The sequence below is a fragment of the Kribbella monticola genome, assembly GCF_003261635.1.
Taxonomy (GTDB): domain Bacteria; phylum Actinomycetota; class Actinomycetes; order Propionibacteriales; family Kribbellaceae; genus Kribbella; species Kribbella monticola.
Genome location: NZ_QFXK01000039.1, coordinates 277147 through 301849 on the forward strand (window position 1 = coordinate 277147; position 24703 = coordinate 301849).

Sequence of the window (24703 nt, forward strand, 5' to 3'; positions counted from 1 at the left end):
TAGGCGCGCTGCCCGCCTCAGGTCAATGGGAACCGGCGGCCGATCAGCTCGGCGGGTGGATGACGGTGAGGGCCGGGGTGGTCAGGTCCGACGGGTACTCGAGCAGCAGCACCGAGGTCACCGGTCCGCCGAGCGCCTCGTACTCGTGCGGCCCGTCCGCCCGGAAGGCCAGGTAGTCCCCCGGCCCGATCTCGTGCACCCGGCCGCGCGTGGTGAGCCTGAGCTGTCCGGCGAGCACGACGTGATGCTCGGTCCCGGGATGGCCGGCCGAGTGCTGGACGACTCCCGGCCTGATCCGCTGGTCGTAGATCTCGAACAGGCTGCCGGGATGTTCGAGCCGCCGCAGCATCCTGAGGTCGACGGCGTCGCCGCTGAGCACATCCAGCTCGGCCGAGCGGACGACGACCAGGTCCGAAGCGGGCGGCTCGTTCAGCAGCGAGGAGACCGGGACTCCGAGAGCGTTCGACAGACTGAACACCGTCTCGATCGTCGGGTTACCCGCGCCGGACTCCAGTTGCGACAGCGTGCCCTTGGCGATCCCCGACCGCCGGGCCAGTTCGGACAGCGAGATCCCCTGCTCGTCGCGCCGGGCGCGCAGATTGACGCCCAGCACCCGGCCCGCACCCTGACTTCCCACCCGGGGAGCATCCCATATCGCGGTCGCCGGCCCGTTTGGCCGCGACACCGCGGGGGCACCAACCCGGTTGATGGCTGAAGAATCCGAGGGAACCGTGCTGCTGGCCGGCGCGGCCAATCTGGCGATCGCGGTCGCCAAGTGCATCGCCGGACTGCTCTCGGGGTCGACGGCCCTGCTGGCAGAGGCGGCGCATTCGGTCGCGGACACGCTCAACCAGGTGTTCTTGATGACCGCGCTCAAGCGCAGCCGCAAACCGGCCGACGGCAAGCACCCGTTCGGCTACGGCCTCGAACGCTATTTCTGGTCGCTGCTGGCCGCCGTCGGCATCTTCGTCCTCGGCGCCGGGTTCTCGATCGCCGAAGGGATCCGCGCGATCCTGCGGCCCGAACCGGTCGCCGCTCTGCTGGTCGCGTACGGCGTACTCGCCGTCTCCTTCGTCTTCGAGGCGATCTCCTGGCTGAAGGCCGTCCGCCAACTCCGCCGCGAGGCTGCCGAGCAGGGCGACTCCGCCCTCGAACACCTTCGCGAGAGCGCCGAACCGGCGGTGAAGACCGTCGCCTTCGAGGACTCCGCGGCGTTGATCGGCCTGCTGCTCGCCGCCGTCGGCATCACGCTCACCGCGGTGACCGGCAAGGAGTTCTTCGACGGCGCCGCCTCCGTTGCCATCGGCATCTTGCTGGTCGGCGTCGCCTTCGTGCTCGGCCGGGACAACAAGGCGATGCTGATCGGCCAGGCCCTGCCGGCCGCGGTGGAGGACCAGATCCGGGCCGAGATCGCCGGCACCCCGGGGATCGACTCGGTGGTCGAACTGCTCAGCCTCCGGCTCGCCGCGGACCAGGTTCTGGTCGTCGTCCGGGTAGACCTCGACAACTCCGCAACCACCGGTGCCGCGGTCGAGAAACTGGCCGAGCAGATCGACACCCAGGTACGCCGGGAGTTCCCGGCCGTCCGCCATCTCTTCCTCGACCCGACGCCCAGCCCGTCCTGAGGCTCTCCGAGCAGGCCGGCCAGGTGCCGATGTCGTGCGCGCTCGGCCGGAGCAGCCGAGGCGTGGCGCGCCGGACGTTGCCGGGAGCCTCAGTCGTCGGGCCGGTTCGCGACGATCACGGCGATCGGCGGGATCACGGCGGCGACGCAACTCATGCCGATAGCGACCGGGACCGAGAACAGGCGCACGACGAACCAGCCGAGGCCGATCAGGGTCAGACAGGTCCCCATCAGCCAGAAGTACGCCTTCCGTCTGGTCGCCGGTTTCATCCGCGGTCTCCTTCCGCTCCTTCGACCATACCCACGCTGAAGTTCCGCTGAAGGTTTGGCGGGACGGGATCGGCTCGCGCCGCCATCGGATGCGACGATGGGCGGATGGCGGCGAGGGTCCTGGTGGTCGAGGACGCGGAGGCGATCCGGACCGCGGTCGGCATCGCCCTGGAGCAAGCAGGCTGCCAGGTTCTCACCCGCCCGGACGGCGAGTCACTGGAGCGCGACCTCACCTCCTTCCGCCCGGATCTCGTGCTGCTCGACGTGATGCTGCCCGGCCGCGACGGTTTCCAACTGCTGGAGGTCGTACGGCGTTTGTCGAGCGCGGGAATCGTCTTGCTGACTGCCCGGGATGCCGTGGAGGACAGGCTGCACGGGTTGCGGACCGGCGCCGACGACTACGTGGTGAAGCCGTTCGTCCTGGCCGAACTCATCGCCCGCGTCGAAGCCGTACTCCGCCGCATGGGCCGGCTGCGCAAGGTCCTGGAAGTCGACGACCTCCTGATCGACGTCGAGGCGAACTCGGTCACTCGCGGCGGACGGCCGATCGATCTGACCGCAACCGAACTGAAGCTCCTCACCTTCCTCGCCGGTCGCCGGGACAAGGTGGTCGGCAAGGCGCAACTCCTGGCCGCGGTCTGGGGGTACGACGACTACGCCGCAAACCTGGTGGAGGTCCACATCAGCGCCCTCCGCCGCAAACTCGAGACCACCGGCCCCCGCATCCTCCACACCGTCCGAGGCTCCGGCTACATCCTCCGAGCCCCAGCTTCTGGCGAGGACACATGAACCACCCACCCGACCAGGACCCGTCAACCCCCACCCGACCCAGCCCCGCCGCCACCACACACCAGCTCGGCGCACCACCCCAATCACCCGCCTTGACGTCAACCGCGGCTCCGTCCTCCTCACGCCTGCGGACCGAGTCCTTGCGACGGCGAGTGACAGTAACCGCCCTGGTCGTGCTGCTCGTCGTGCTACCAATCACTGGCCTGGCGGTGAAGGCGATCTTCGACGCTCAAGCCGAACGCAACCTCAACACCCTGCTGAACGGCAGAGCCCAACTGGCCCAGCAGTTGGCCCGCCAGAACGTGCCCCCGGCCAACCTTGTCCGCCGCATCGACGCCGACGGCATCCGAGTGACCCTCACCCTCCGCGGTGGTCAGCAGTTCGGCGCCCCGCCGGTCGAGCCCACGGGCCAGATCCGCGAGGTCCGCGCAACCTTGCAAGCCGGTCAACGCACCCGGGGCGCGACACTCATCCTCACCGCCGACACCTCGCTGCTCGACGGCGCCAGCCGCACCTTGCGCCGGGTCCTGCTCATCTCCGGCGGCGCAGCCCTGCTCATCACCGCGCTGGGCCTCATCCTCGGCATGCGATTCGCCCTCGCGCCATTGGACGCGATGACCTCCCTCGCCCGATCGATCGCGGCTGGTCGACGCGGCGGGCGATTGCAACCGACACGCACCGACACCGAGCTAGGCCGCACAGCCGCCGCTTTCGACGAGATGCTCGACTCCCTCGAAGGCGCCGAACGGACCGCACGCAGTTCCGAACAACGCATGCGCCAATTCGTCGCCGATGCCGCCCACGAACTCCGTACGCCGATAGCCGGCCTCCAGACCGCAGCGGAAACCCTGCTCCAATTGAACCCCGGCACCCCAACCCACCGCCGGGAGGAACTCGAACTCCTCCTGGTCCGCGAATCCCGCCGGGCAGGCACGCTCGTCGCGGACCTCCTCGAACTGGCCAGGATCGACGCCGGCCTTGAACTCCGTCCCCGCCCGATCCATCTGCGCGCCCTCGCCACGGCCCAGCTCGACCGCCTCCGACTGGTCGCTCCGAGCCTCACGGTGCACCTCGCCGGCCCGGACCTCTCGGTTTTCGCGGACCCTGACCGGCTGACCCAGATCCTCGCCAACCTCCTGGACAACGCCCGCAACGCGACCGCCGGCCGCGGCGAGGTGGACATCCTCCTCACCCCCGCGGCTGAGCACCGAGCCGTCGAGATCGTTGTCCAGGACAACGGACCCGGCGTGCCGCCGCAAGACAGAGAGCGGATCTTCCAACGCCTCGTCCACGGCGAGCGCAGCCAAGGCTCCGGCCTCGGCCTCCCCATCGCCCGCGGCTTCGCCCGCGCACACGGTGGTGAGCTCGTCTGCACCGATCGCCCCGACGGCCTGCCAGGCGCATGCTTTCGCCTGATGTTGCCAGCGGCAACCACCGCACTCACACCTTGAGCAGCCCGTCGACCTGCCCGTCGTACCCGTCGAGCACCTTGCCCGCGTCGCAGCCGAGCACATCCCGCAGTACCGTCCCGTAGACGTCGCGGAAATCCGTCGTCGCTTTCAGGTCGCCGTTGGACAGGTCGGTCAGGCTCGGCTGCTCCCCGTAGAAGCCGCCCTTCACCTTGTCGCCGATCACGAACAGCGGCCCGGCCGTGCCGTGATCGGTCCCGTCGCTCCCGTTCGCATGCACCCGTCGCCCGAACTCGGAGTACACCAGTACGACGACCTGCCGGCCCCGATCGCTCTTCCGCATCCGCTGGACGAACGGCGTCAACGCGCCGTCCAGCTCGCCCAGCAATCGTTGCTGAGTGCCCCTTTCGCCGGCATGCGTGTCGAAGCCACCGAGGGACACGGAGTACGCCCGTGTCGGCACTCCGGCCTCGATCAACCCCGCAACAAGGTCCAACTGCGCCCCCAACTGCGAACCGCCACCGGCCGAGGCGCCCTTGGTCTTCTCGTCGTCCTCGTCGTCCTGGGTGTCCGGCTGGTCGTGCACGGCACCGCCCAACACTCGGACGGCTTCCTGCAGGTCCTGCAGCGACTTCGCCGCCTGCGCCTGCCAATGCTCCTCACCGGTCAGCGGTTTGCCCAACGCCGCGAACGCAGTACCGAGCTTTCCGTCCGGCAGCTTGAGTCCGCGGACCGGTAGAGACGCCGCCGCCGTCGTGGCCCCTGCTAACAACGGCGGCAGCGTCGGCTCCACCGATACCGCCCGCAACGGATCCGAGCCGGTGGCATCGAGCCATCGCCCCAGCCAGCCGGTCGGTACCGAGGTCTTCGGCGAGGCGGTCTGCCAGATCGCCATCGACCGGAAGTGACTGCGGTCCGGGTCGGGATAGCCGACCCCGCGCACGATCGCCAGCGACTTGTCGTCCCACAACCCCTTCAATCCCTTCAATCCGGGGTTGAGCCCGAGTCCGTCACCAAGCTCCAGGACGTCGTTCGGCTGATACGCCAGGTCCGGCCGGGCCTGCTGGTACGCCGGATCGCCGGCCGGGATCACCGTGTTCAGCCCATCGTTGCCGCCGTACAGAGTCACCACGACGAGCACGGAATCCTCGCTGTTCAAGGGATCCCGGACCGCGGCGGTCATCAGGTCGGACCAGCTCACCTGCGTCGCGCCGACCGCGAGCGCACCCGCGGCCGTCACTCCGCTCATCGTCAGGAACCGGCGTCGGGTCAGGTTGTCCATGATTCTCCTCAACCGCTCACTACGTACTCGGGTGCGCAGGCCGCGACGGCGACCAGTTGCGCGGGTTCGGTCACACCGGCCAGGGCATCCCGGGTCCGCGTCGACCACTGATCGACACCGAGCAAGGCCCGTACTCCGTCGACGCGCGCGCTGGACTTCTGCAGCTGCCCGAGCTCGGCATTCCTTGCCAGCAAGAGCGCAAGCTGCAATCGCGTCACTCCGGCCGACGTGGTCAGCCAGCTTCCGCCCGACGGCCAACCGCCGACGCTCGGCGGTCGCAGCGGCAGTTGCCCCATCCCCCGCAAACCCGCGAGCACCTTCATCCGGGTCTTGTCGTCGAGCTTCGCCGGCCGTACTCCGAGGGCTCGCATCAGCCCGACCGCCCACTCGACAGGCTGCTTCACCAACGCCGAAGCACTGTCCCTGAAAGCGGCTTCCGCTGTGATCGCCTTGAGCACAGCGCCGACATCGCGGCGTACCCCGTACGCCGCCACGAGCCGGTCCATCGTCGCAGCTGGCGGCGGTGTCGCCGAGACCAGCCGGAACCACAACCGCCCGATCACGAACGGCGCCGACTCCGGCTTCGCGAGCGCGAGGTCCACGAAACCCTTCGCGTCGAAGTTGCCGGTCTTCCCCAGCATCGTCTTCGGAGCAGAGTCATGTCTGGCAGGGACAAACCGCGCCTGCGTCGACGTACGCCGAATCGTCCAGCCGGTCAGTGCGCGAGCGCCTTCGAAGACGTCGGTCTCGGCGTAATGACCGATGCCGAGCGTGAACAGTTCGAGGAACTCGCGAGCCAGGTTCTCGTTCGGCGATCCCTCACGGTTGTCGTTGCCGTCCAGCCAGCGAATCATCGCCGCGTCGATCACCATCGCCTGGGCGAGCTCGGTGAAGCTGCCTCGCGCGAACTTCCGGAGCGTCTGGTTCTGCGCGAGCATCAGCTGCGGACTCCGCACCTTCTGCTCACTGGTCGCGAAGTGCCCGTGCCAGAACCAGGTCAACCGCTCGGTCGCGGCTCCCGCCGGCCCACCGACGGCTCCGCCACTCGCAACCATCCGGTCGAGCCACCACGCCGTCACCTTCGCCTCTTGGGCGAGCCGGCTCTTGTTGGCCGCCTTCCTGGCTTCCTTGTCCCGCTTCTCCCCCTTGGCCGGCTTGTCCACCGGCGCCGGAGCCGTCAACGCCGGTGGCGGCGCACCTTCCGTCGCTGAGGCGAGCAATCGCCGTACGGCGACGTCGTACCCGGCGTCCGCATCGCCCGGCCCGAGCCCGAAGCCCAGCCGATCGTGCAACCGCCGTACTGCGGCGCGCTCACTGATCTCACCCATGTCCCCGATCTTGGCCAGCCCCGCACCCCTGGGACCACCTTCCGGCCTCGATCTTCAGCCAACCCACAGCCAGTCGCCGAAGCGTCGTCAGCCGACGTTGGCGGGGAGGGCGAGTTCGGACAGGGCGGTGACGAGCGGGGAGAGTTCAGGCAGCTCAGCGGCCTTGGCCAGGGCGGCGGTCAGTACTGCGTCGTGCGTGGGCTGGGCCTGCTCAAGAAGGTCACGGCCGGCCGGGGTGACTTCGGTGTAGATGCCGCGGCGGTCGGTCGGGCAGAGGTAGCGCTCGAGCAGTTTGCGGTCCTCGAGGCGGTTGACCAGGCGGGTCGTTGCGGACTGGCTGAGCACCACCGCGTTCGACAACTGGTTCATCCGCAAGTGGTAGTCGTCCTGGCGGGCCAGCACGTCGAGCACGCTGTACTCACTCACGGACAGCCCGTGCTGCTTCTGCAGGGCGCGCTCCAGTTCGTCCTCGATCCGGGCATGCAGCGCCGCCAGCGTCCGCCATCCCTGGGCGCGCGCCTCCGCGGCGTCATCCGGTAGTCCCACAGCTCCTCCTCGGCCCGCGCTTGAACTCTACCGTTGCATGAGGCAGTATGGCGCTCATGCAATAGTCCGCGTGTGCAACTATCGCGGACGCCGGTAACAGTCACAAGACTACATTCGAGGAGAGCAGAAACCATGCCCGCCGCTTTGCTAGCGCTGGCCATCGGTGCCTTCGGGATCGGCACCACCGAATTCGTCATCATGGGCCTGCTGCCGGAGGTCGCCACCGACTTCGGCGTCAGCATCCCCTCGGCCGGACTGCTGATCTCCGGCTATGCCCTCGGTGTCGTCGTCGGCGCCCCGCTGCTCACCGCGATCGGTTCGAAGATCTCCCGCAAGACCGTGCTGATCGCCCTGATGGGCCTGTTCGTCGTGGGCAACCTGATCTCCGCACTTGCTCCCTCGTACGGCGTACTCATGACCGGCCGGATCGTCGCGGCGCTGTCGCACGGCGCGTTCTTCGGCGTCGGCTCGGTGGTCGCCGCCTCGCTGGTCCCGAAGGCGAAGCAGGCCAGCGCGATCGCGTTGATGTTCACCGGGCTGACCGTGGCGAACGTGCTCGGCGTACCGGGTGGCACCGCGCTCGGTCAGCATTTCGGCTGGCGTTCCACCTTCTGGGCCGTCACCGCGCTTGGGGTGATCGGGCTGCTCGGCATCGTCGCGCTGGTTCCGAACCAGTCGGTGAGCGAAGGGCCGGGCCTGCGGAGCGAACTGGCCGTCTTCCGGAACCTCCAGGTGTGGCTCGCGCTGGCGATGACCGCGTTCGGTTTCGCCGGGGTGTTCGCCTCCTTCACCTACATCGCGCCGATGATGACCGAGGTCGCCGGGTTCTCCACGGGTGCCGTGACCTGGCTGCTGGTGCTGTTCGGCGGCGGACTGGTGGTCGGGAACCTGCTCGGCGGCAAAGCGGCCGACCGGTCGCTGATGCCGAGTCTCTACGTCATCCTCGCGCTGCTGGCCGCAGTACTGGTCGTCTTCGTCTTCACCGCACACGCACAGTTGCCGTCGGCAATCACCATCGCACTGTTCGGCGCGGCCGGGTTCGCCACGGTGGCACCGCTGCAGAAGCGAGTCATGGACAAGGCGAAAGGCGCGCCGGCACTCGCCTCGGCCGCGAACATCGCCGCCTTCAACCTCGGCAACGCGGGCGGCGCGTACCTCGGCGGACTCACCATCGAGCACGGCCTCGGCTACACCGCGCCGAACTGGGTGGGCGCTGCTTTGGCCGCCTCCGGTCTCGCCGTCGCCTTCGTCTCGGGTCTGCTCGACCGACGCCGCCCCGCGGCCCAGCCTGACGCAGTACTGACCACGGCCTGATTCCCGCCGCGCAGCGCTGCGTCGGAGTGACACAGCGCTGCGCCGTCACCGATGTGCCTCAAACAATCGCTTGCGCTACCTACCGTGTTCGGGTGACTCTTCTCCGCACACGGCTGCTCCGCCCTTGCAGCCAGAGACGACACCTGGAGCGTGAGGCATGACAGGAAAGCTCAAGTTCGCCCGTACAGCGCTTGCCGTCACCGCGGTCGCCCTGGCATCGGCCGGCGCCGTCGGTACGGCCGAGGCGAGAACCGCACCGCCGACCACCGACATCGTCGGTGGCTCGCTGGCCAGCACCGCACAGGCGCCCTGGGCGATCGCGCTCAACAACAGCAACTCCCCGGTGCCCAGTGGTCAGTACTGCGGCGCCACGCTGGTCGCGGCGAACAAGCTCGTCACCGCGGCGCACTGTGTCGGGCAGCCGCGGAGCACCTACACCGCCATCCAAGGCCGGGACGACCTGAAGTCGACCGGCGGCCGGACCTCCAAGATCTCGAAGATCTGGAAGGACCCGCAGTACGGGCAGGTCGGCGGTCACGACGTCGCAGTACTGACCCTGACCACGCCGTTCACCGGCGTCGCCACGCTGCCGCTGGAGACCAGCCGGGCCGCGGACGCCGTGGGCGCGCAGTCGACCGTCTACGGCTGGGGCGACACGGAGGGCACCGGACCGGAAGACCGGTTCCAGAAGGTCCTCGTGCCGGTGCTCGGCGACGCGTACTGCGGTGACGTGTACGCGAGCGACGGTTACGTCGCCAACGGCGAGATCTGCGCCGGGTACAAGTCCGGCGGCAAGGACTCCTGCCAGGGCGACTCCGGCGGCCCGCTGGTCCTGAACGGCCGGCTCTTCGGCGTCGTCTCCTGGGGGATCGGCTGCGCGGACGCCGGCAACCCCGGTGTGTACGCCGAGGTCGCGTCGTACGCCTCCGCTCTCCAGGCGCAGATCAACAGCTGACCCAGAGCGCACCGATGGCCGGTCCCACGGGGATCGGCCATCGGTGTTCTAATACGACGTTCCAGATTCTGAAACAGTGTATTGTCCGCCTGATGGCACGGGAAGCAGACGAGAGAACAGCGCTGGGATCGGTCTGGCTGCGCGCCGAGCCGGAGCAGACGCGCGCACCTCTGAGTCGCGAGGACATCGTCCAGGCGACGATCGAGATCCTCGACCGGGACGGCCTGGAGAAGCTTTCGATGCGTCGACTCGCCGCCGAACTCGGTACGGCGGCGACGTCGGCGCTCTACTGGCGAGTGGCGAACAAGAACGACCTGCTCGAACTGGCCGTCGACACGGTCATCGGTGAAGCACTGGTGCCGGCCGAAGAGGGCGACTGGCGCGATCGACTCACGGTCCTCGCGCGAGCGGCGTACGACGTACTCGGGCAGCACGCGTGGGCGCCGCAGTTGCTCGCGAGCCACGCGGGACTCGGGCCCAACTACCAGGCGTACGCAGAGCGCGTGCTCACGATCCTGAACTCGGCCGGGTTCAAGGGCGTCCATCTCGACGCCGCCGTGTCAGCCGTCTTTCACTACGTGGTCGGTGCCGCGGTGACCGACGCAGCGTGGACCGCGATCGTCCAGCGCAGCGGGATGACCGAGCAACAGTGGGCCGATGCCGCGGGCGATCAACTAGGTGTTGGCGCCGCCACCCTGGCCGCTTACCTCAACCGTGAAGACCTCGCCGGTCCACAGGCCCGCTTCGAAGCGGGCCTCCGCGCCATCCTCATCGGCCTCCGCCCGCGCCAACTCCGCTGACCGCTGCGGTCAGAGGTCGGCGAAGGCGGAGGTGGGTGACTCGAAAGCGTCGGCGACGAAGCGGAGGAAGCCGGCCGCGACACCGCCGTCGCAGACCCGGTGGTCGAAGACGAGCGACAACTGGGTGAGCTTGCGGATCGCCAGTTCGCCGTCCACCACCCACGGGCGGTCGATGATCCGGCCGACGCCGAGGATCGCGACCTGCGGGTGGTTGATGATCGCCGCGCTGCCGTCGACCCCGAAGCTGCCGTAGTTGTTCAGCGTGAACGTCCCGCACGACAACTCCCGCGTCGACAACCGCCCGTCCCGCGCAGACGCCGTCAACCGCCGGATCTCCGCATCGAGCCCACGAGCCGTCAGCGCCTGCGCGTTGGCAACAGCCGGTACGACGAGGCCGCGGTCGGTCTGAGCCGCCAGCCCGAGGTTGATCCCGTCGTACTGAACAAGTTCCTCCCGCTCGGTGTCGACGAACCCGTTCAGCTCCGGATACTTCTGCAAACCTGCCACCACGAACCGCGCCATCAACGCCAGCAGCCCCGGTCCGGGATCAGTTGCCGTCCGCAACGACTCCCGCAGCTCCACGAGCGCCGTCGCATCCACATCCACCCAGGTCGTCGCCTCCGGAATCTCCGCCCGACTCCGACTCAACGTCGCCGCAACCGCCTTCCGGAACCCACTCATAGGCGTACGCCGCAACTCCCCCAACCCAGTCCTGTCCTCGCGAGGTGCAGGTGCTGGAACAGGCGCCTCACCAGCGACAGCAATTGCCGCATCTACATCTTTGCGAACAATCAGTCCACCCGCTCCTGACCCTTTCACCGTCCGCAGATCCACGCCCGCATCGCGCGCCAACCGCCGTACCAACGGAGAAATCACCAACGGCACCCGCGCCACCGCGGGTCCGTCGCCGTCGCTCAAGCCGTTGACTCCGCCGGAGGCGGTCACCCCGGTGGGTCCGCCGAAGGCGGTCGAGCCGGTGGATCCGCCGAAGGCGGTCGAGCCGGTGGGGCTGGAGGTAGCGGCGCCAGAGGCGCCAGAGGTGGCGGCGCCTCCAGAGGCGCTGGAGGTAGCGGCGCCGGAGGCGCTGGAGGCGGCGGCGCCGGAGGCGCTGGAAGGGGTGGTGGGGCTGGAGGCGGGCGAGTGCGTGCCTTGCTCGCTGAGGGCAACGCCATTCAGCGTGTGCTCGGGTGCGATGGCGGTCTGTGTACCGCGGCGCTTGCGGCGTCTGCTGGAGGTGCCGCCTTCTGGCGTCCCATAACCGATCAGGACGTTGCCCGAGCCGGCCTTTTCCTCTTCGCGGTACGCCTCGGCGGCTGGTGCGACCACGCCGATGGTGATCAGCGGTTTGCCGACGTCGACGGTGGTGCCGGCGTCGGCGTGGAGTTCGGCGACGACACCGGCGTACGGCGACGGCACCTCCACGATCGACTTGGCCGTCTCGACCTCGGCGACCGGCGCGTCGACCGCGACCACGTCGCCCACCGCGACCAGCCAGCGCACGACCTCGGCCTCGGTCAGCCCTTCACCGAGATCAGGCAGCAGAAAAGTCTGCGTGGTCACGAGTCCTCCCACTGCAGGTCGTCCACCGCGTCGAGGATCCGATCCACCCCAGGCAACTGGTGCCGCTCCAACTTCGGCGGCGGGTACGGAATGTCGAACCCGGTCACCCGCCGGATCGGCGCGGCCAACGAGTGGAAGCACCGCTCCGTCACCCGCGCCACGATCTCCGACGACACACTCGCAAACCCACTCGCCTCGGCAACCACGACAGCGCGTCCCGTACTACGAACCGCCGTGCACACCGTCTCGTCGTCGAACGGCACGATCGACCGCAGATCGACGACTTGGAGTTGCCGTCCGTCCGCCGCCGCGACCTCGGCTGCTTCGAGCGCGATCGGCACGGTCGGCCCGTACGCGATCAGGGTCGCGTCGCGGCCTTCCCGGCGTACGACGGCTTTCCCGATGCCCGGCTGCGAAACCGAAAGATCGACCTCTTCCTTCGCCCAGTAGAGCTTCTTCGGCTCCATGAAGATCACCGGGTCGGGGTGCTCGATCGCCTTGCGCAGCAGGGTGTACGCGTCGGCGACAGTGGCCGGCGCGACCACGGTCAACCCGGGAGTGTGCGCGTAGTAGCTCTCGGACGAGTCGCAGTGGTGCTCGACGCCGCCGATGCCACCGGCGTACGGCATCCGGATCACCATCGGCAGCGTGACGCGGCCGCGGGTGCGGTTCCGCATCTTCGCCACGTGTGAGACAACCTGCTCGAAGGCCGGATACCCGAACGCGTCGAACTGCATCTCGACGACCGGCCGCATCCCGTTCATCGCCAGCCCGACCGCCATCCCGACGATGCCGGACTCCGCCAACGGGGTGTCGAAGCAACGATCCTCGCCGAACTCAGCGGTCAGCCCGTCGGTGATCCGGAAGACCCCGCCGAGCGCACCGACGTCCTCGCCGAACATCAGCACGGTCTCGTCGGCCTTCATCGCATCGCGCAGGGCCTGGTTGAGCGCCTGCGCCATCGTGAGTTTCAGCAGCGTGGTGGCAGTCATCGTCATGCTTCTTCCCGGGCGAGTTCGTCCTGCAGGAAGGCGGCCTGCTCCCTCAGTTGCGGCGTCTTCTCGGCGTACAGGTAGTCGAAGAGCTCCGCCGGATCCGGCTGAACCTCTTCCATCAGCCCGATCCGCAAGGTCTCCGCAGCTTGGTCAGCGGCAGCAACGACCTTGTTCTTCGAGGCTTCGTCGAGCAGACCGCGCTCGACCAAGTAGGCCTCCAACCGCTTCAGCGGATCCCGCTCGAGCCAAGGAGCGACCTCGGCATCGTTGCGGTAGCGGGTGGCATCGTCAGCGTTCGTGTGCGCCTGGACGCGATACGTGTGCGCCTCGATCAGCTGCGGTCCCTCACCGGCCCGCGCCTTGTCGACAGCCTGTCCCAGTACTGCGAGCAGGCCGGCCAAGTCGTTGCCATCGGCCCGTTCCCCCGGTACGCCGTACCCAATCCCCTTGTGCGCAAGGGAAGGCGCCACCGTCTGCCGGGCGAGCGGCACGGAAATCGCGTACTCGTTGTTCTGGATGAAGAACACCACCGGCGCCTTGAACACCGCGGCGAAGTTCAGCGCCTCGTGGAAATCGCCTTCGCTCGTGGCCCCGTCACCGCACAACGCCATCACGACGGTGTCCTCGCCCTTGAGCCTCGCCGCGTGCGCGACTCCGACGGCGTGGATCAGCTGTGTCGCCAACGGAGTCGCTTGCGGGGCGACATTGCGCTGGTACGGGTCGTACCCGGAGTGCCAGTCGCCGCGCAACAGCGTCAGCGTCTCGATCGGGTCGACCCCGCGGCTGATGATCGACACGGTGTCGCGGTACGTCGGGAACAGCCAGTCCTGGTCGCGCAGCACCATCGTGGCGGCGACCTGGCATGCCTCCTGCCCGTGCGACGACGGGTAGACCGCGAGCCGGCCCTGCCGGACGAGCGCGCCCGCCTGGTCGTTGATCCGGCGCCCCTTGACCAACTGTGCGTAACCGTCGACCAGGGTCTGCTCAGCGGGCAGCCTGTACTGCGGGTGGTCGTGCGGTACGCCGTGTTCGTCGATCAACTGGATCGGCTCGGCGGAGGGGAGCAGGCGCTCCTCGACGGTAGTCATAGACCCTCCTGCGCAGGAGACGGACGGATGGCTCATCGTCGTACTTCTGGCCAATCGGATCCATAGCTGGGAGAATCGCGAGACATTCGATCAGTTCTCCCAGTTTTGAGGAGCATTTTGTCCGACCAGGTGTCGTCCACGTCGGCCGAAGCTGGACAGTTGGCCGCTCCCGCCGAGCACTACTTCGTCGCCCCGGCGCTGGACGAGGTCGATCGGCAACTCGTCGAGGCGCTCGGGCGGGACGGCCGGATGTCGATCCGCGCCCTCGCCGACCAGGTGCACATCTCCCGGGCGAACGCCTACGCCCGGGTCGAGCGGCTCACCCAGACGGGCGTGATCACCGGGTTCACGGCAACGGTGGACCCGCTCAAACTCGGGTTGGCGACCTCGGCGTACGTGACTCTCAGTCTCCGGCAGAGCTCCTGGCGCACCCTGCGGACCCAGCTCCAGGCCATCCCCGAGGTCAAGCACATGGCGCTAGTAGGCGGCGACTTCGACGCCATCCTCCTGGTCCGCGCGGCCGACAACGAGGGGCTGCGCCGCGTCGTCCTGGAGAAGCTCCAGGCCATCCCCGAAGTCCTCGCCACCCGCACCGCCCTGATCTTCGAAGACCTCAGCTCGCTCTAGCATGGCCGGATGCGACGGTCTCGGGTGCTGCTTCTGCTGGCGATCACCTGCGCGTCGCTGACCGGTTGCGGGCCGGGGCAGTCCGGGGCGATCGGGCTGAGCGTGGACGACGCGGGTCGCACGATCGTCGTACTGCAGGACTGCAAGGGCGACATCGACAAGCTGAAGCTCGTCATGCTCGGCAGGCTCCAGACCGATCCCGAAAAGGTGCTGGTGGAGTGGTCCAACCCGAAGTCGCCGAAGGGCATCGTGCAGTTCCCGCTGGTCGAAGGTGCGGGGAAGTGGAAGCCGCAGTCACCGGTCCCGGAACTCGACGTGACCCGGCACTACGAACTGCGGGGCAAGAAGGAGAACGGCTGGTCGAATGCCAAGGACGTCAGATTCACCGTGACGGAATTGAAAGACCTCCAGCCGGGCCAGGTCCTGCGGTGGAAGGTCGGCTACACCGACACCAGCGAGATCGTGACGATGGACGAGTACACCCCGAAGGACTGCGGCTGAGAGCCGGTACTACGCGCCGCGGCGGCGATGCCGGTCGGCGTACGAGCGGAGGGCGCGGAGGAAGTCGACCTCGCGGAAGGCCGGCCAGTACGCCTCGCAGAAGTACAGCTCGGAGTACGCGCTCTGCCAGAGCAGGAAGTTCGACATGCGCTGTTCGCCGCTGGTGCGGATGATCAGGTCGGGGTCCGGCTGGCCGACTGTGTAGAGGTGCTTGGTGATGTCGTCGGCGCTGAGCGTCTCGGCCAAGGTGTCGAGATCGTTGCCCGCTTCCGCCTCGGACTCCAGCAGCGAACGGACTGCCTCGACGACTTCCTGACGACCGCCGTACCCGATCGCCAACGTGATGTGGTTGCCGGTGGCGCAATCCTTCGTCGCCTCGACCGCGTTCTTGAGCGCGTACGCCGTACTGTCCGGCAACAGGTCGAGCAGCCCCGCGAGGTGGACCTGCCAGCGACCGCCGGGCTGCGACAGCCGGCTCGCGACGATCTCCTCCGTGACCTCCATCAGGTACGCGACCTCGGCGTCGCCACGCTTGACCAGGTTCTCGGTGGAGCAGAGGAACACCGTCACATGCTGTACGCCGGCGGTCTCACACCAACCGAGCACCTTCTCGACGTGCAACGCGCCGTACCGGTGGCCGACGCTCGGATTCGCGTGCCCCTTTCCCCGCGCCCACCGCCGATTCCCGTCCATCACGATCCCGATGTGCTCCGGCAACGCCCGCCCCTTCAGCTTCCGCCGAACCCGCCGCGCGTACAGGGCATAAACAAGATCCTTGAAAGACATCCCAGCAACCTACTCAACCGCCGCTACCCACCGCACCTCCCCAACCACGACTTCAGGCCGGCTAGTCGAGCGCTTAGGCTAGGCGGATGCGGCTGTGGGGCTTGCTGGGTTCGGCCGGGCTGCTGCTGAGCCTGGCTGGCTGCGGCGTCCCCGCCGGCGGTGCGATCGGTGTGAGCGTCGACGGGCACGGCCGGCCGGTGATCTACATCCAGATGTGCGAAGGACACATCGACGGCGCAACCTTGTACCGGTCGGACGACGACTCGTCCGAGGACCAGATCTTCGGCCGCTGGGTCGTCAGCCCCGCGGTCGAGGGGTTCTCCCAGTTCAACCTCGCGGCACCGACTGGCGACTGGCGCGCCGCTCGGCAACTCCTACCGCGCGACCCTGCGACGGAGTACACGATCTACGGCTGGTCCACGGACAACAGCTACTCCGCCATGCACCTCGACTTCAGCCAGAACTCCCTCGCGGAACTGAAATCCGGCGAGCTCCGCTACCCGGACTTCGCCACCGGAAACCTCAAAACCGGCTCTCTCCAAGACTTCCGAAAAGAGACCTGCGAACAATCCTGGGGTTAGCGAATCGCCGGAGGCAGACGCCGTACTACGTGCGGGCGGCTCGTTGGCGGCGGATCCAGAGGAAGAGGGCGATGCAGGGGAGGAGGAGGCCGCCTAGGCCTAAGGCGAAGAAGTCCCAGCGCTGGTTGATGTGGTCGACCAGCCAGCCGAAGTTCTGGCCGAAGAAGCCGGTGACGAAGGTGAGGGGGAGGAAGACGGTGGCGAGGATCGTGAGTTGTTCGATGGTGGCGTTCTGTTGCACGCTCACCTTGGTCTGCTCGACCGAGATCACCGCCATGTTGGCCTCCAGCACGGTCGCGAGCAGATCGCGTTGTGCGGCGACTTCCTCGTTCACCAGTACGAGGTGGTCGTGGACGTCGCGGAAGTACGGCAGCAAGCCGGTGTTGCGGGCACCGCGTTCGAGATTGGCCAGTACTGCGAGGAGCGGGTGGACCGCGCGGTAGAAGTCGGTCACCTCGCGGCGGAGGAAGTAGATCCGCTCGGTCGGCGCCACCGATCCCGCGAACACGGTCCGCTCGACCTGCTCGATGTCGCGCTCCAACTCCGCGACGACCGGACCATAGGTGTCGACCACTTGGTCGAGAATTGCCCAGAGCACCGAGTTCGTACCGTTCTCCAGCAGCTCCGGCCGCTGCTCGAGCCGGGTCCGCGCCCCGTGCAGTTCGCTCGCGACCCCTTGCCGGACGGTGATCACGAAGGCCGGCCCGACGAACACGCTCACCTCGCCGAAGTCGACTTCCTCGCGCTCGTCGTCGTACCGGGCAGTGCGCAGGATGACGAGGCGGATGTCGCCTTCGTACGGTTCGACCTTCGGCCGCAGGTGGAACGTCTGCGCATCCTCGACGGCGAGTTCGTGCAGGCCGAAGCACTCGCTGGCCTGGGTGAGCTCGGCCGCGGTCGGGTCGAACAGGCCGAGCCAGACGAACCCGCCTTCCCGGCACCGTTGGGCGGCGTCCTCGATCGACATCGCCCCGACATGCTGGCGACGCCCGTCCCGGTAGTACGCGCAGTCGATGATCATGGCCGACTCCTCTCGTTCCCCACCGATGGTCCGCCGGTACTACGTCTCGCGATACCCCCGCGAGCGGTGAAATAGGGTTGATCGGGTGAAGCTGTGATGAACCGCGAAGGAGATCCGATGGCGCTGCCCACCGTGTTGATGCCTGGTCCGATGAACCGCTCCGTGCCGGCCGGGCTGGACGGTCGTTTCGAGGTCATCCGGCTCTGGGAGACCGACGACCCGGATGCCGTGCTGGCCGAGCGGGCGAAGGACATCGTTGCCGTTGCCAACGCCGGTACGCCGATCGACGGCGCCTTTCTCGATCGCCTGCCTGCACTGCAACTCATCGCGAATTTCGGCGTCGGCTACGACAAGATCGACGCGAACGCGGCGGCGGACCGTGGCGTCGTGGTCACCAACACGCCCGGCGTACTCGATGACGAGGTCGCCGACACCGCGCTCGGGCTGCTGCTGATGACGGTCCGCCAGCTTCCGCAGGCTGAGCGATTCCTGCGAGCCGGGCATTGGCAGGAGCGGTCCTATCCCCTGACGCCGACAACCCTGCGTGGGCGCACGATGGGGGTCGTCGGGCTGGGCCGGATCGGCGAGGCGATCGCTCATCGCGCTGAGGCCTTCGGTATTTCCGTTGCCTATCACAATCGTCATCGCAAAGACGTTGCCTACCGCTACTATCCGACGCTGCTCGAACTCGCGACCGCGGTCGACATCCTGACCATCGTGGTACCCGGTGGCGACGAGACCAAGCACCTGGTGAACGCGGAAGTGCTGGCGGCGCTCGGCCCGGACGGCATCCTGATCAACGTTGCCCGCGGATCGGTCGTCGACGAGGCGGCGCTGGTGGATGCCCTGCGCAACAAGACGATTCTCGGCGCCGGGCTGGATGTCTTCGAGCACGAACCCGAGGTCCACCCGGGTCTGCTCGAGGTGGACAACGCCGTACTGCTTCCGCACGTCGGCTCCGCCAGCGTCCCGACGCGCGACGCGATGGGCGGGCTTGTCGTGGCGAATCTGGTCAGCTGGTTCGACCACGGCGTACCGGTGACCCCTGTACCGGAATCGGCGGATCTGGTACGACGTGGTGATGGCTGATCAAGACGACGTACGGCGGATCGCGCTCGGGCTGCCCGAGGTGACGGAATCTGCCGACACCTTCGCGTTCTCGGTGCCGAACAAGGGCAAGGACAAGGCCTTCGCCTGGGTCTGGAACGAGCGCGTCGAGCCGAAGAAACCCCGGGTCCCGAACCCTGGGGTGCTGGCGATCCGGGTCGCCGGTGCGGCGGCGAAGGAGGAACTCCTGGCCGCCGACCCGGCCAAGTTCTTCACCGAGCCGCATTACAACGGCTACCCAGCCGTCCTCGTCCGCCTCGCGGCAGTCGACGCGACAGAGCTAACCGAGCTCCTCACCGACGCCTGGCGCTGCCAAGCCCCCCGCGCTTTGATCACCCAGCTCGACGCCGACTGACCAAGCGGCACCACCGAGTCGGAGTTCCGGTGGCAGCACCGGCGTCGACCAACTCGGATCGGGACGCCAGTCGATCCAGGACGGATCGAACGGACCTCGGCGCCGCCCGAGCTCACGGAGTACGCGAGCCGCTTCTTCTTCCAGATCAACCGGCACGTCGAGGATGCCGCGGGCAACCGCTTGGGCGTAGTCGTCCTGGTCCTTGAGTTGCGGGTTGCCGGCGGGGTCGACCAGGAGATCCAGCACGAGATCCATGGTCCGGAGACCGTACTGCGTTTCGTCGTACGGCAGCTCGAAGTTCACGTACCACCCGGCGAAGTCGGGCCCGGACCAGCCGAGGTTGATACTCGACCAGGCGCCACGGGTGCGAAACGTCAAGGTCGCGAGATCCGCCGGTGCTTCGACGGCGTTGTAAACAAGGGTTTCCATCGCTGCCAGCTTCCGCTCCGCGCGCGAAAGCCCTTCGCGTCCGGCGACTCCGCGACTACTCGCGTAGACCCCGAGCGTGCCCGCCGGTGCATACGTCACCCATCGGTTGGCGCTTCTCTCCACCACCACCTGCGGCACAGCGCTCCACAACCGCCCTCGCCACACCTCGACAACCGCGACCTGCTGCACGGCGTCTCAGCGGTCCCAGATCGGCCAGTTGTTGTGCCGCACCGCGCCGTACAGGACGTCGTTCACGCTTTCCTCATTCCGCCGGCTCGTCTCTCCTCCGACAGTAGCTGCCGGTCCGTGACCCGGCGTACTCATTTGTCTACGCCGCGAAGCGTCGCGAGAAGCTCAGGCCAGAGGGTGTGGAGGGTGCTGAGATGAGCCGTCGGCCGCAACTCGAGGGTCGCGCCGGGGATCTGTGCGGCGAGCCAGTGCGCGTTGCGGATCGACGCGTTCGGGTCCTCGGTGCCGTGCCAGATCGTCGTTGGACAGGTAATCGTCTCGGGTCGGAAAGCCCAACTTCTGAAGGAGATTGCGGCATCGCGGAGGTAGCCGGCCGTGTTCGCCAACGCTTCGCGGGCCGCTGCGGCCAACTCAGCCGGGTCCTGCCGCGCGAGCACCTCCACGTCGAGTGGGTGCAGCCCGTCGATCCATTTCCGGGCGAGCGCTTCGGTTGTCGATCCACGCGGATCCAGCTGCGCTACGTACGACTCGAACTCCGGCCGCATCAGCTCGATCGCTTCGCTGATGGAGCACCGCGCGAGCTTCCGGATGAAGGCCTGCTTGTCCGGCGTCAGGTCGTCACGGTGGTACGGCGGATCGAGCTCCGGCACGTTCGCCGTACTCGCGACCACCGCGACCGCGCGAACCCGATCCGGCCGGCGAGCCGCACACGCGAGCGCATACGGACCACCCAGCGACATGCCCAGTACTGCGTATCGCTCGACGCCGAGCAGATCCGCCACGCTCGCGACATCATCCGCCACGCTCAGGTGGTCCGACTCGCACGCGTCGGACTGCCCGTACCCCGGCCTGTTCACCGCGATCAGCCGTACGCCGAGGTCACGCGCAGCCTCGGCGCCGGGATACGCCGCGTGCCGGGTGTCCGGGCAGCCGTGCAGGAAGAACACGACCGGGCCTTCGCCCGCACTCCAGTACTGCGCCTGCCGGCCGTCGGGCAGGCGCAGAAGCTCGCTGGTCAATCAGGCCTGCGGCGCTGCGATGTTCACCATCCAGGAGACGCCGAACCGGTCGATGACCATGCCGAACTCGTCGCCCCACATCTGTTTCTCCAGCGGCATCGTCACGGTGCCGCCTTCCGAGAGCTTCTCGTAGTACCCGCGGAGGTCGTCGCCGTCGTCACCGCTGAGGCTGACCGACATCGTCGTACCGGGCTTGAACTCCATCCCCTCGGGCGTGTCCGAGCCCATCAACGTGAAGCCGTTCGGCGCCTCCAGTGAGGCGTGCATGATCTTGTCGGCATCCGGCCCATCGGCCGCGCCGAACTCGCCGAAGGTGTTCATCGCCAGCTCCCCACCGAACACGCTGCGGTAGAACTCGAACGCCTCCCGCGCAGTGCCGTTGTAGCTGATGTACGGATTCAGTCGTGACGCCATCAGATCGCTCCTAGCCCGAGTGTTTTCCCCTTGCTCCGCACACTAGACCCGCCCACGGACAGTCCGCGAGGTTCAGATCCGGCCATCATCTTTGTCATTTCTCCACCACCCGTGGCGCCAGGAAGCACACATACGCCATGCTCAACCCATGTGGTGGCGACGGCGAAAGCGCCGTAAGTCGGAGGAGTCCTCGGTACACGGCACCGAGGCCTCGGACTGGCGCCCACCCCGACCCCCCTCCGAGGTCAAAGACCTCCGCGCCCGCCTAACCTCAGAAGGCCACACCCTCAAGCACTAACAACTTCTGTCGGTGACGTCTGGAGTCACAGCGAGCTATCGGCGTGGCCGGGCGCATTCGGGGGTTTCTTGGGGCGGGTCTCGCGTTGGTGGGGTGGGGGCGGCATGCTGGGGCGATGGTGACGGTGTATGAGGCGGCGGGTGGGCAGGCGGGCATGGTTCGGCTGGCCGAGGCTTGGCATGCGCGGGTGATGGCCGACGAGGTGGTGAGTCACGCGTTCAGCCACGGCTTCCATCCCCAGCACAGTCACCGGCTCGCGGCGTACTGGGGTGAAGCTCTGGGCGGACCGACCACATACTCCGAGTCGTACGGCGACGAGTCGTCCGTCGTACGGACGCACAGCGGCAACGGCCCGCACGACGAGATGGACCGGCGCGCGATCGTCTGCTTCGACCAGGCTCTCGACGACGTCGGTCTGACGGACCCACTGCGACAGGTGTTGCACGACTACTTCGCGTGGGCCACGACGACGAGCATGACGCAGTACACCGGCTCTGCGGACGACGTCCCCAACGGCCTCAGCATTCCGCGCTGGTCGTGGGACGGACTCGAATCCCCTACAAACTGAAGGCGATCGAGCGCAGCACCAGTACGGCGATGAACACCACGGTGAAGGCGATGTCGAACGAGAGACCGCCGGCGCTCACCGGCCGAAGCCTTCGCCGTACGGGTGCGAGCACCGGCTCCGTCCCCGCGTAGACGACCGCCCGCGCGCGGCCGACCCAGTGCGGCCCTTGAGCCAGCACTCGTCCCCAGTCGAGCACCATGCGTGCAAGCAGCAGCAGGATGAACAACGACAACGCGTACCCGACCAGCGTTCCGATAAGACTCATGGTTCCTCCGCAGTGACCGTCTTACCGATTGCAACGAGCCGGCGCGTCCGGAAATGTCCCTCCAGCTGGGTTCTCAGCCGACTTTCAGGTCGGCACCTAGGCCTCGGCGATGGCTGCGATCGAGACCCGCAGTCCTTCCACGTCCACCGGCAGCGAAGCGCCTTGGCGGGCAGGCTGAACGGTCGGGAACCACGCCATCCACTCCTCGTTCATCCCCGCGAAGTCCGCCGGGTCACGCAGGATGAAGGTCGCGCTGACCACCTTGTCCAGCGAACTCCCCGCCGCCTCCAAGATCGCGGCGACATTGCGCAGACACTGCCGCGTCTGCTCCTGAATCGTGTCCCCCGCCAGCAACCCGGTCGCAGGGTCGTACCCCGCCTGCCCCGACACGAACACCAGCCCCGCAGCCTTCACCGCCTGACTGTACGCCGCCGACTTCGGCGCCTCATCAGTCTCGACAACCACCCGCACCATCCCGCTCTCCCCTCACCTCACCAACCCAACCTCCCGCCAGTCAACCGCCCCCGACCCCAGATAGCCAGCCGCGAAATCATGCAGGTTCGTACGACGGTTGCCAGTCGCGGCGGAGCAGGCCGTAGACCCAGGAGTCCGAGACTTCGCCGTTCACGATGCAGTCTTCTCGTAGCGTGCCTTCGCGCAGGAAGCCGAGTTTCTCCAGGACGCGGGCGGATGCGGCGTTGCGCGTATCGGCCTCGGCCTGGACTCGATTCAGGTCCAACGTGCCGAAAGCCCAGTGCAGCAAGGCGCGCGCGCCCTCCGTCGCATAGCCGTTGCCCCACGCCGCTTCGCCGAGGCAGTAGCCAAGCGATGCGCTGCGATACTCCGGGTTCCAGCGAGTCAGACTGCACCAACCGACGAACGTGCCATCGGAGAGCCGGTCCATGGCCAGCCGTACTCCGCTACCTTCAGTAGCCATTTGCTCGGACGCCGCGATGAAGTGCGCGGCGCGAGCACGATCGCTCCAGGGTGGCGAGTCCCAATAGCGCAGGACGTAGGCGTTGCTGTGCAGTGCGAAGAGCGCGTCCGCATCCACGCTGGTCACGGCCCGCAATCTCAGCCGAGCGGTTTGCAACGTCGGGGTAGACAAAGACATGCTCCCAATCCTGCCTTCTTCACCGGGCGTCGCAGCTCGCGGTGTGTGGAGCCAGCTGACAAGGTGAGTGGATGCTGACTGAGGTGGCCGACGGGGTTTGGGTTCGGCAGAGCGAGTGCGTCTGGAGCAACGCCACCGTCGTACGGGCTGAAGGCGGGTTGATCCTGGTCGATCCCGGCATCAACGGCGTCGAGTTGAACGAGCTCGCCGACGACGTGGACCGGCTCGGTCTTCCGCTGATTGCAGGGTTCTGCACTCATCCGCATTGGGATCACCTGCTGTGGCATTCGCGGTTCGGCGACGTACCGCGGTACGCCACCTCCGGCTGCGTCCAGACCGCCACCGAAGCCCGGGAGCGAGCGCAGGCGATGGCGGCGGAGACTGCGAAAGGCATCCCGCTCGAGCTGGTCGCGCTTCTCACCCCGCTGCCCGCGGACGGCGGACCGATACCGGGCGAGATCATCGAACACGAGGCGCACGCCATCGGCCACGCCGCGATCCTCCTTGCCGACCGGGGCGTCCTGATCGCCGGCGACATGCTCTCCGACATCCTGATCCCACTCCTCGACCCCCGCCGCCCCGATCAGCTCGACGCGTACGCGAAGTCGCTCGACCGTTTCGCCGAGGCCGCCCGGCACGTCAACGTCGTGGTCCCCGGCCATGGTGCCGTCGCCGAAGGTCCCGAGGTAGCAGCCCGCCTCGCCGCCGACCGCGCCTACATCGACGCTCTACGCCAAGGGACGGAACCGGCCGACCCGCGCCTGAGCCAGGAGTGGCTCGCCACGCCCCACCAGGCCAACCTGAAGCAGGCCGGCATCGGCGATGGCACCGGAGGCTGAGGTCAGAGCAATCGATCGACCAGACCGTCGACGTACTCCGGGGTGAGGGGTCCCATGCCGAACAGGACGCGGATGTACATCGGGGCCATCACGTGGTCCAGTACGCCGAGGGCGTCGGGTGCTTGCTCACCACGTTCGTTGGCGCGGTCGAGCATGGACTGGAGCTGCCGGCCGCGTTCGGCGAGGAGCTCGTCCAGTGCCTGCATCCCCTGCTGACCGTTGCTCGACAAAGCGACGGCCAGCCGTACCAGCGCCAGGCCGTCCGGGCCGGTGATCTCGCGCGCCACGTTGGCCGCGTAGACGCGCAGGTCACCGGCCAAACTGCCGGTGTCGGGCATGGGCGACCGCGCGTTGAGGCGAGCTAACGCCACGTCGGTAAGCAGCGTTTCCAAGCTGCCCCACCGACGGTAAATGCTGCTATCGGCCACCCCCGCGCGAGCTGCGACTTCGCCGACGGTGAACTTCCCGTAGCCGCGCTCACTGATCAGGTCGGTGACGGCCTGATGCACCGCCGCGCGCACGCGGGCACCGCGCCCACCGGGTCGCCGGGCTCGCTGTTGCTGCTCCATGCCCTCACCTTAACGCAGTCGTCGCTTGCGTTTACGCTCGCGCCTCCGTACAGTCTCCTAA

30 protein-coding genes are annotated in these 24703 nt (G+C 67.7%); 13 read left to right on the forward strand and 17 right to left on the reverse strand.

Going from position 1 to position 24703, the window contains the following annotated elements:
* Positions 1-43: 43 nt before the first annotated feature.
* Entirely contained in the window at positions 44-637 is a 594-nt protein-coding gene (locus tag DIZ26_RS32695) for a helix-turn-helix domain-containing protein (RefSeq protein WP_112248415.1), read from the reverse strand.
* A gap of 70 nt (positions 638-707) precedes the next feature.
* Here DIZ26_RS32695 and DIZ26_RS32700 point away from each other — a divergent pair, with 70 nt between their 5' ends.
* The gene (locus DIZ26_RS32700) at positions 708-1625 is read left to right on the forward strand and encodes a cation diffusion facilitator family transporter (RefSeq protein WP_112248416.1); all 918 of its coding nucleotides are present in this window, start codon (positions 708-710) and stop codon (positions 1623-1625) included.
* Positions 1626-1714: 89 nt separating this feature from the next.
* Here DIZ26_RS32700 and DIZ26_RS32705 read toward each other — a convergent pair whose 3' ends face one another.
* The gene (locus tag DIZ26_RS32705; RefSeq protein WP_112248417.1) at positions 1715-1894 is read right to left on the reverse strand and encodes a DUF3099 domain-containing protein; all 180 of its coding nucleotides are present in this window, start codon (positions 1892-1894) and stop codon (positions 1715-1717) included.
* 105 nt (positions 1895-1999) lie between these two features.
* Here DIZ26_RS32705 and DIZ26_RS32710 point away from each other — a divergent pair, with 105 nt between their 5' ends.
* Both DIZ26_RS32710 and DIZ26_RS32715 read left to right on the forward strand, forming a co-directional pair.
* Positions 2000-2683, forward strand: a complete 684-nt coding sequence (locus tag DIZ26_RS32710; protein WP_112248418.1) for a response regulator transcription factor — start codon at positions 2000-2002, stop codon at positions 2681-2683.
* 152 nt (positions 2684-2835) lie between these two features.
* On the forward strand, positions 2836-4134 hold the full coding sequence (locus DIZ26_RS32715; RefSeq protein ID WP_232828766.1) for a HAMP domain-containing sensor histidine kinase: 1299 nt from the start codon (positions 2836-2838) through the stop codon (positions 4132-4134).
* Here the strand turns inward: DIZ26_RS32715 and DIZ26_RS32720 are convergent.
* The 3 genes from DIZ26_RS32720 to DIZ26_RS32730 form a co-directional block, all read right to left on the reverse strand.
* Positions 4124-5374 (reverse strand): DUF1501 domain-containing protein, encoded by a 1251-nt coding sequence (locus DIZ26_RS32720; protein ID WP_112248420.1) that lies wholly within the window; start codon positions 5372-5374, stop codon positions 4124-4126. The genes DIZ26_RS32715 and DIZ26_RS32720 overlap by 11 nt on opposite strands.
* Before the next feature lie 8 nt (positions 5375-5382).
* Positions 5383-6702 carry a DUF1800 domain-containing protein gene (locus DIZ26_RS32725; RefSeq protein WP_112248421.1) on the reverse strand — a complete coding sequence of 440 codons (1320 nt, stop codon included), beginning with the start codon at positions 6700-6702 and terminating at the stop codon, positions 5383-5385.
* An 87-nt stretch (positions 6703-6789) separates the two neighbouring features.
* On the reverse strand, positions 6790-7248 hold the full coding sequence (locus DIZ26_RS32730; RefSeq protein WP_112248422.1) for a MarR family winged helix-turn-helix transcriptional regulator: 459 nt from the start codon (positions 7246-7248) through the stop codon (positions 6790-6792).
* 132 nt (positions 7249-7380) lie between these two features.
* On the opposite strand from DIZ26_RS32730, the gene DIZ26_RS32735 reads away from it, so the two are divergent.
* The 3 genes from DIZ26_RS32735 to DIZ26_RS32745 all read left to right on the forward strand — a co-directional run bounded on the left by DIZ26_RS32735 (position 7381) and on the right by DIZ26_RS32745 (position 10317).
* Complete coding sequence (locus DIZ26_RS32735; RefSeq protein WP_112248423.1) at positions 7381-8562, forward strand: MFS transporter; 1182 nt, start codon at positions 7381-7383, stop codon at positions 8560-8562.
* A gap of 157 nt (positions 8563-8719) precedes the next feature.
* Positions 8720-9517, forward strand: coding sequence for a S1 family peptidase (locus DIZ26_RS32740; protein WP_112248424.1), 798 nt, complete (start codon positions 8720-8722; stop codon positions 9515-9517).
* 92 nt (positions 9518-9609) lie between these two features.
* Entirely contained in the window at positions 9610-10317 is a 708-nt protein-coding gene (locus tag DIZ26_RS32745; RefSeq protein ID WP_112248425.1) for a TetR/AcrR family transcriptional regulator, read from the forward strand.
* A 9-nt stretch (positions 10318-10326) separates the two neighbouring features.
* On the opposite strand, the gene DIZ26_RS32750 is transcribed toward DIZ26_RS32745, so the two are convergent.
* The 3 genes from DIZ26_RS32750 to pdhA are packed head-to-tail and all read right to left on the reverse strand — an operon-like array spanning position 10327 to position 13960.
* Entirely contained in the window at positions 10327-11877 is a 1551-nt protein-coding gene (locus tag DIZ26_RS32750; protein WP_232828767.1) for a dihydrolipoamide acetyltransferase family protein, read from the reverse strand.
* On the reverse strand, positions 11874-12869 hold the full coding sequence (locus tag DIZ26_RS32755) for an alpha-ketoacid dehydrogenase subunit beta (RefSeq protein WP_112248427.1): 996 nt from the start codon (positions 12867-12869) through the stop codon (positions 11874-11876). Before DIZ26_RS32755 ends, DIZ26_RS32750 begins: the two co-directional genes overlap by 4 nt.
* Before the next feature lie 2 nt (positions 12870-12871).
* On the reverse strand, positions 12872-13960 hold the full coding sequence (gene pdhA / locus DIZ26_RS32760) for a pyruvate dehydrogenase (acetyl-transferring) E1 component subunit alpha (protein ID WP_112248428.1): 1089 nt from the start codon (positions 13958-13960) through the stop codon (positions 12872-12874).
* Between the two features lie 117 nt (positions 13961-14077).
* Between pdhA and DIZ26_RS32765 the strand changes: the two genes are divergently transcribed.
* On the forward strand, positions 14078-14587 hold the full coding sequence (locus tag DIZ26_RS32765) for an Lrp/AsnC family transcriptional regulator (RefSeq protein ID WP_198676396.1): 510 nt from the start codon (positions 14078-14080) through the stop codon (positions 14585-14587).
* A 9-nt stretch (positions 14588-14596) separates the two neighbouring features.
* The gene (locus DIZ26_RS32770; RefSeq protein ID WP_157979881.1) at positions 14597-15088 is read left to right on the forward strand and encodes a lipoprotein; all 492 of its coding nucleotides are present in this window, start codon (positions 14597-14599) and stop codon (positions 15086-15088) included.
* 9 nt (positions 15089-15097) lie between these two features.
* Here DIZ26_RS32770 and uppS read toward each other — a convergent pair whose 3' ends face one another.
* Positions 15098-15874: a polyprenyl diphosphate synthase gene (gene uppS, locus DIZ26_RS32775; RefSeq protein ID WP_112248430.1), complete on the reverse strand. Its 777-nt coding sequence runs from the start codon at positions 15872-15874 to the stop codon at positions 15098-15100.
* 86 nt (positions 15875-15960) lie between these two features.
* Between uppS and DIZ26_RS32780 the strand changes: the two genes are divergently transcribed.
* On the forward strand, positions 15961-16455 hold the full coding sequence (locus tag DIZ26_RS32780) for a hypothetical protein (RefSeq protein WP_112248431.1): 495 nt from the start codon (positions 15961-15963) through the stop codon (positions 16453-16455).
* A gap of 25 nt (positions 16456-16480) precedes the next feature.
* On the opposite strand, the gene DIZ26_RS32785 is transcribed toward DIZ26_RS32780, so the two are convergent.
* Complete coding sequence (locus DIZ26_RS32785) at positions 16481-17476, reverse strand: magnesium and cobalt transport protein CorA (protein WP_112248432.1); 996 nt, start codon at positions 17474-17476, stop codon at positions 16481-16483.
* 117 nt (positions 17477-17593) lie between these two features.
* Here DIZ26_RS32785 and DIZ26_RS32790 point away from each other — a divergent pair, with 117 nt between their 5' ends.
* Both DIZ26_RS32790 and DIZ26_RS32795 read left to right on the forward strand, forming a co-directional pair.
* Positions 17594-18565 carry a 2-hydroxyacid dehydrogenase gene (locus DIZ26_RS32790; RefSeq protein WP_112248433.1) on the forward strand — a complete coding sequence of 324 codons (972 nt, stop codon included), beginning with the start codon at positions 17594-17596 and terminating at the stop codon, positions 18563-18565.
* The gene (locus DIZ26_RS32795) at positions 18558-18938 is read left to right on the forward strand and encodes an MmcQ/YjbR family DNA-binding protein (RefSeq protein ID WP_112248736.1); all 381 of its coding nucleotides are present in this window, start codon (positions 18558-18560) and stop codon (positions 18936-18938) included. Before DIZ26_RS32790 ends, DIZ26_RS32795 begins: the two co-directional genes overlap by 8 nt.
* On the opposite strand, the gene DIZ26_RS32800 is transcribed toward DIZ26_RS32795, so the two are convergent.
* From DIZ26_RS32800 to DIZ26_RS32810, 3 genes are all read right to left on the reverse strand, one after another.
* Positions 18864-19466 (reverse strand): DUF402 domain-containing protein, encoded by a 603-nt coding sequence (locus tag DIZ26_RS32800; RefSeq protein ID WP_198676397.1) that lies wholly within the window; start codon positions 19464-19466, stop codon positions 18864-18866. The two genes, DIZ26_RS32795 and DIZ26_RS32800, sit on opposite strands and share 75 nt — an antisense overlap.
* A 221-nt stretch (positions 19467-19687) precedes the next feature.
* A complete protein-coding gene (locus DIZ26_RS32805) occupies positions 19688-20575 on the reverse strand; it encodes an alpha/beta fold hydrolase (protein ID WP_112248435.1) in 888 nt (295 codons plus the stop codon).
* Positions 20576-20989, reverse strand: a complete 414-nt coding sequence (locus DIZ26_RS32810; protein ID WP_112248436.1) for a VOC family protein — start codon at positions 20987-20989, stop codon at positions 20576-20578.
* A 413-nt stretch (positions 20990-21402) separates the two neighbouring features.
* On the opposite strand from DIZ26_RS32810, the gene DIZ26_RS32815 reads away from it, so the two are divergent.
* Complete coding sequence (locus DIZ26_RS32815; protein WP_112248437.1) at positions 21403-21855, forward strand: group II truncated hemoglobin; 453 nt, start codon at positions 21403-21405, stop codon at positions 21853-21855.
* Here DIZ26_RS32815 and DIZ26_RS32820 read toward each other — a convergent pair.
* The 3 genes from DIZ26_RS32820 to DIZ26_RS32830 all read right to left on the reverse strand — a co-directional run bounded on the left by DIZ26_RS32820 (position 21845) and on the right by DIZ26_RS32830 (position 23234).
* A complete protein-coding gene (locus tag DIZ26_RS32820; RefSeq protein WP_112248438.1) occupies positions 21845-22120 on the reverse strand; it encodes a YggT family protein in 276 nt (91 codons plus the stop codon). The two genes, DIZ26_RS32815 and DIZ26_RS32820, sit on opposite strands and share 11 nt — an antisense overlap.
* Positions 22121-22216: 96 nt before the next feature.
* Positions 22217-22594 (reverse strand): RidA family protein, encoded by a 378-nt coding sequence (locus DIZ26_RS32825; protein WP_112248439.1) that lies wholly within the window; start codon positions 22592-22594, stop codon positions 22217-22219.
* Between the two features lie 76 nt (positions 22595-22670).
* Complete coding sequence (locus DIZ26_RS32830; protein WP_112248440.1) at positions 22671-23234, reverse strand: GNAT family N-acetyltransferase; 564 nt, start codon at positions 23232-23234, stop codon at positions 22671-22673.
* A 71-nt stretch (positions 23235-23305) separates the two neighbouring features.
* Between DIZ26_RS32830 and DIZ26_RS32835 the strand changes: the two genes are divergently transcribed.
* On the forward strand, positions 23306-24073 hold the full coding sequence (locus DIZ26_RS32835) for an MBL fold metallo-hydrolase (protein WP_112248441.1): 768 nt from the start codon (positions 23306-23308) through the stop codon (positions 24071-24073).
* A gap of 2 nt (positions 24074-24075) precedes the next feature.
* Here the strand turns inward: DIZ26_RS32835 and DIZ26_RS32840 are convergent, their stop codons facing one another.
* On the reverse strand, positions 24076-24642 hold the full coding sequence (locus DIZ26_RS32840; protein ID WP_112248442.1) for a TetR/AcrR family transcriptional regulator: 567 nt from the start codon (positions 24640-24642) through the stop codon (positions 24076-24078).
* Between the last annotated feature and the right edge of the window lie 61 nt (positions 24643-24703).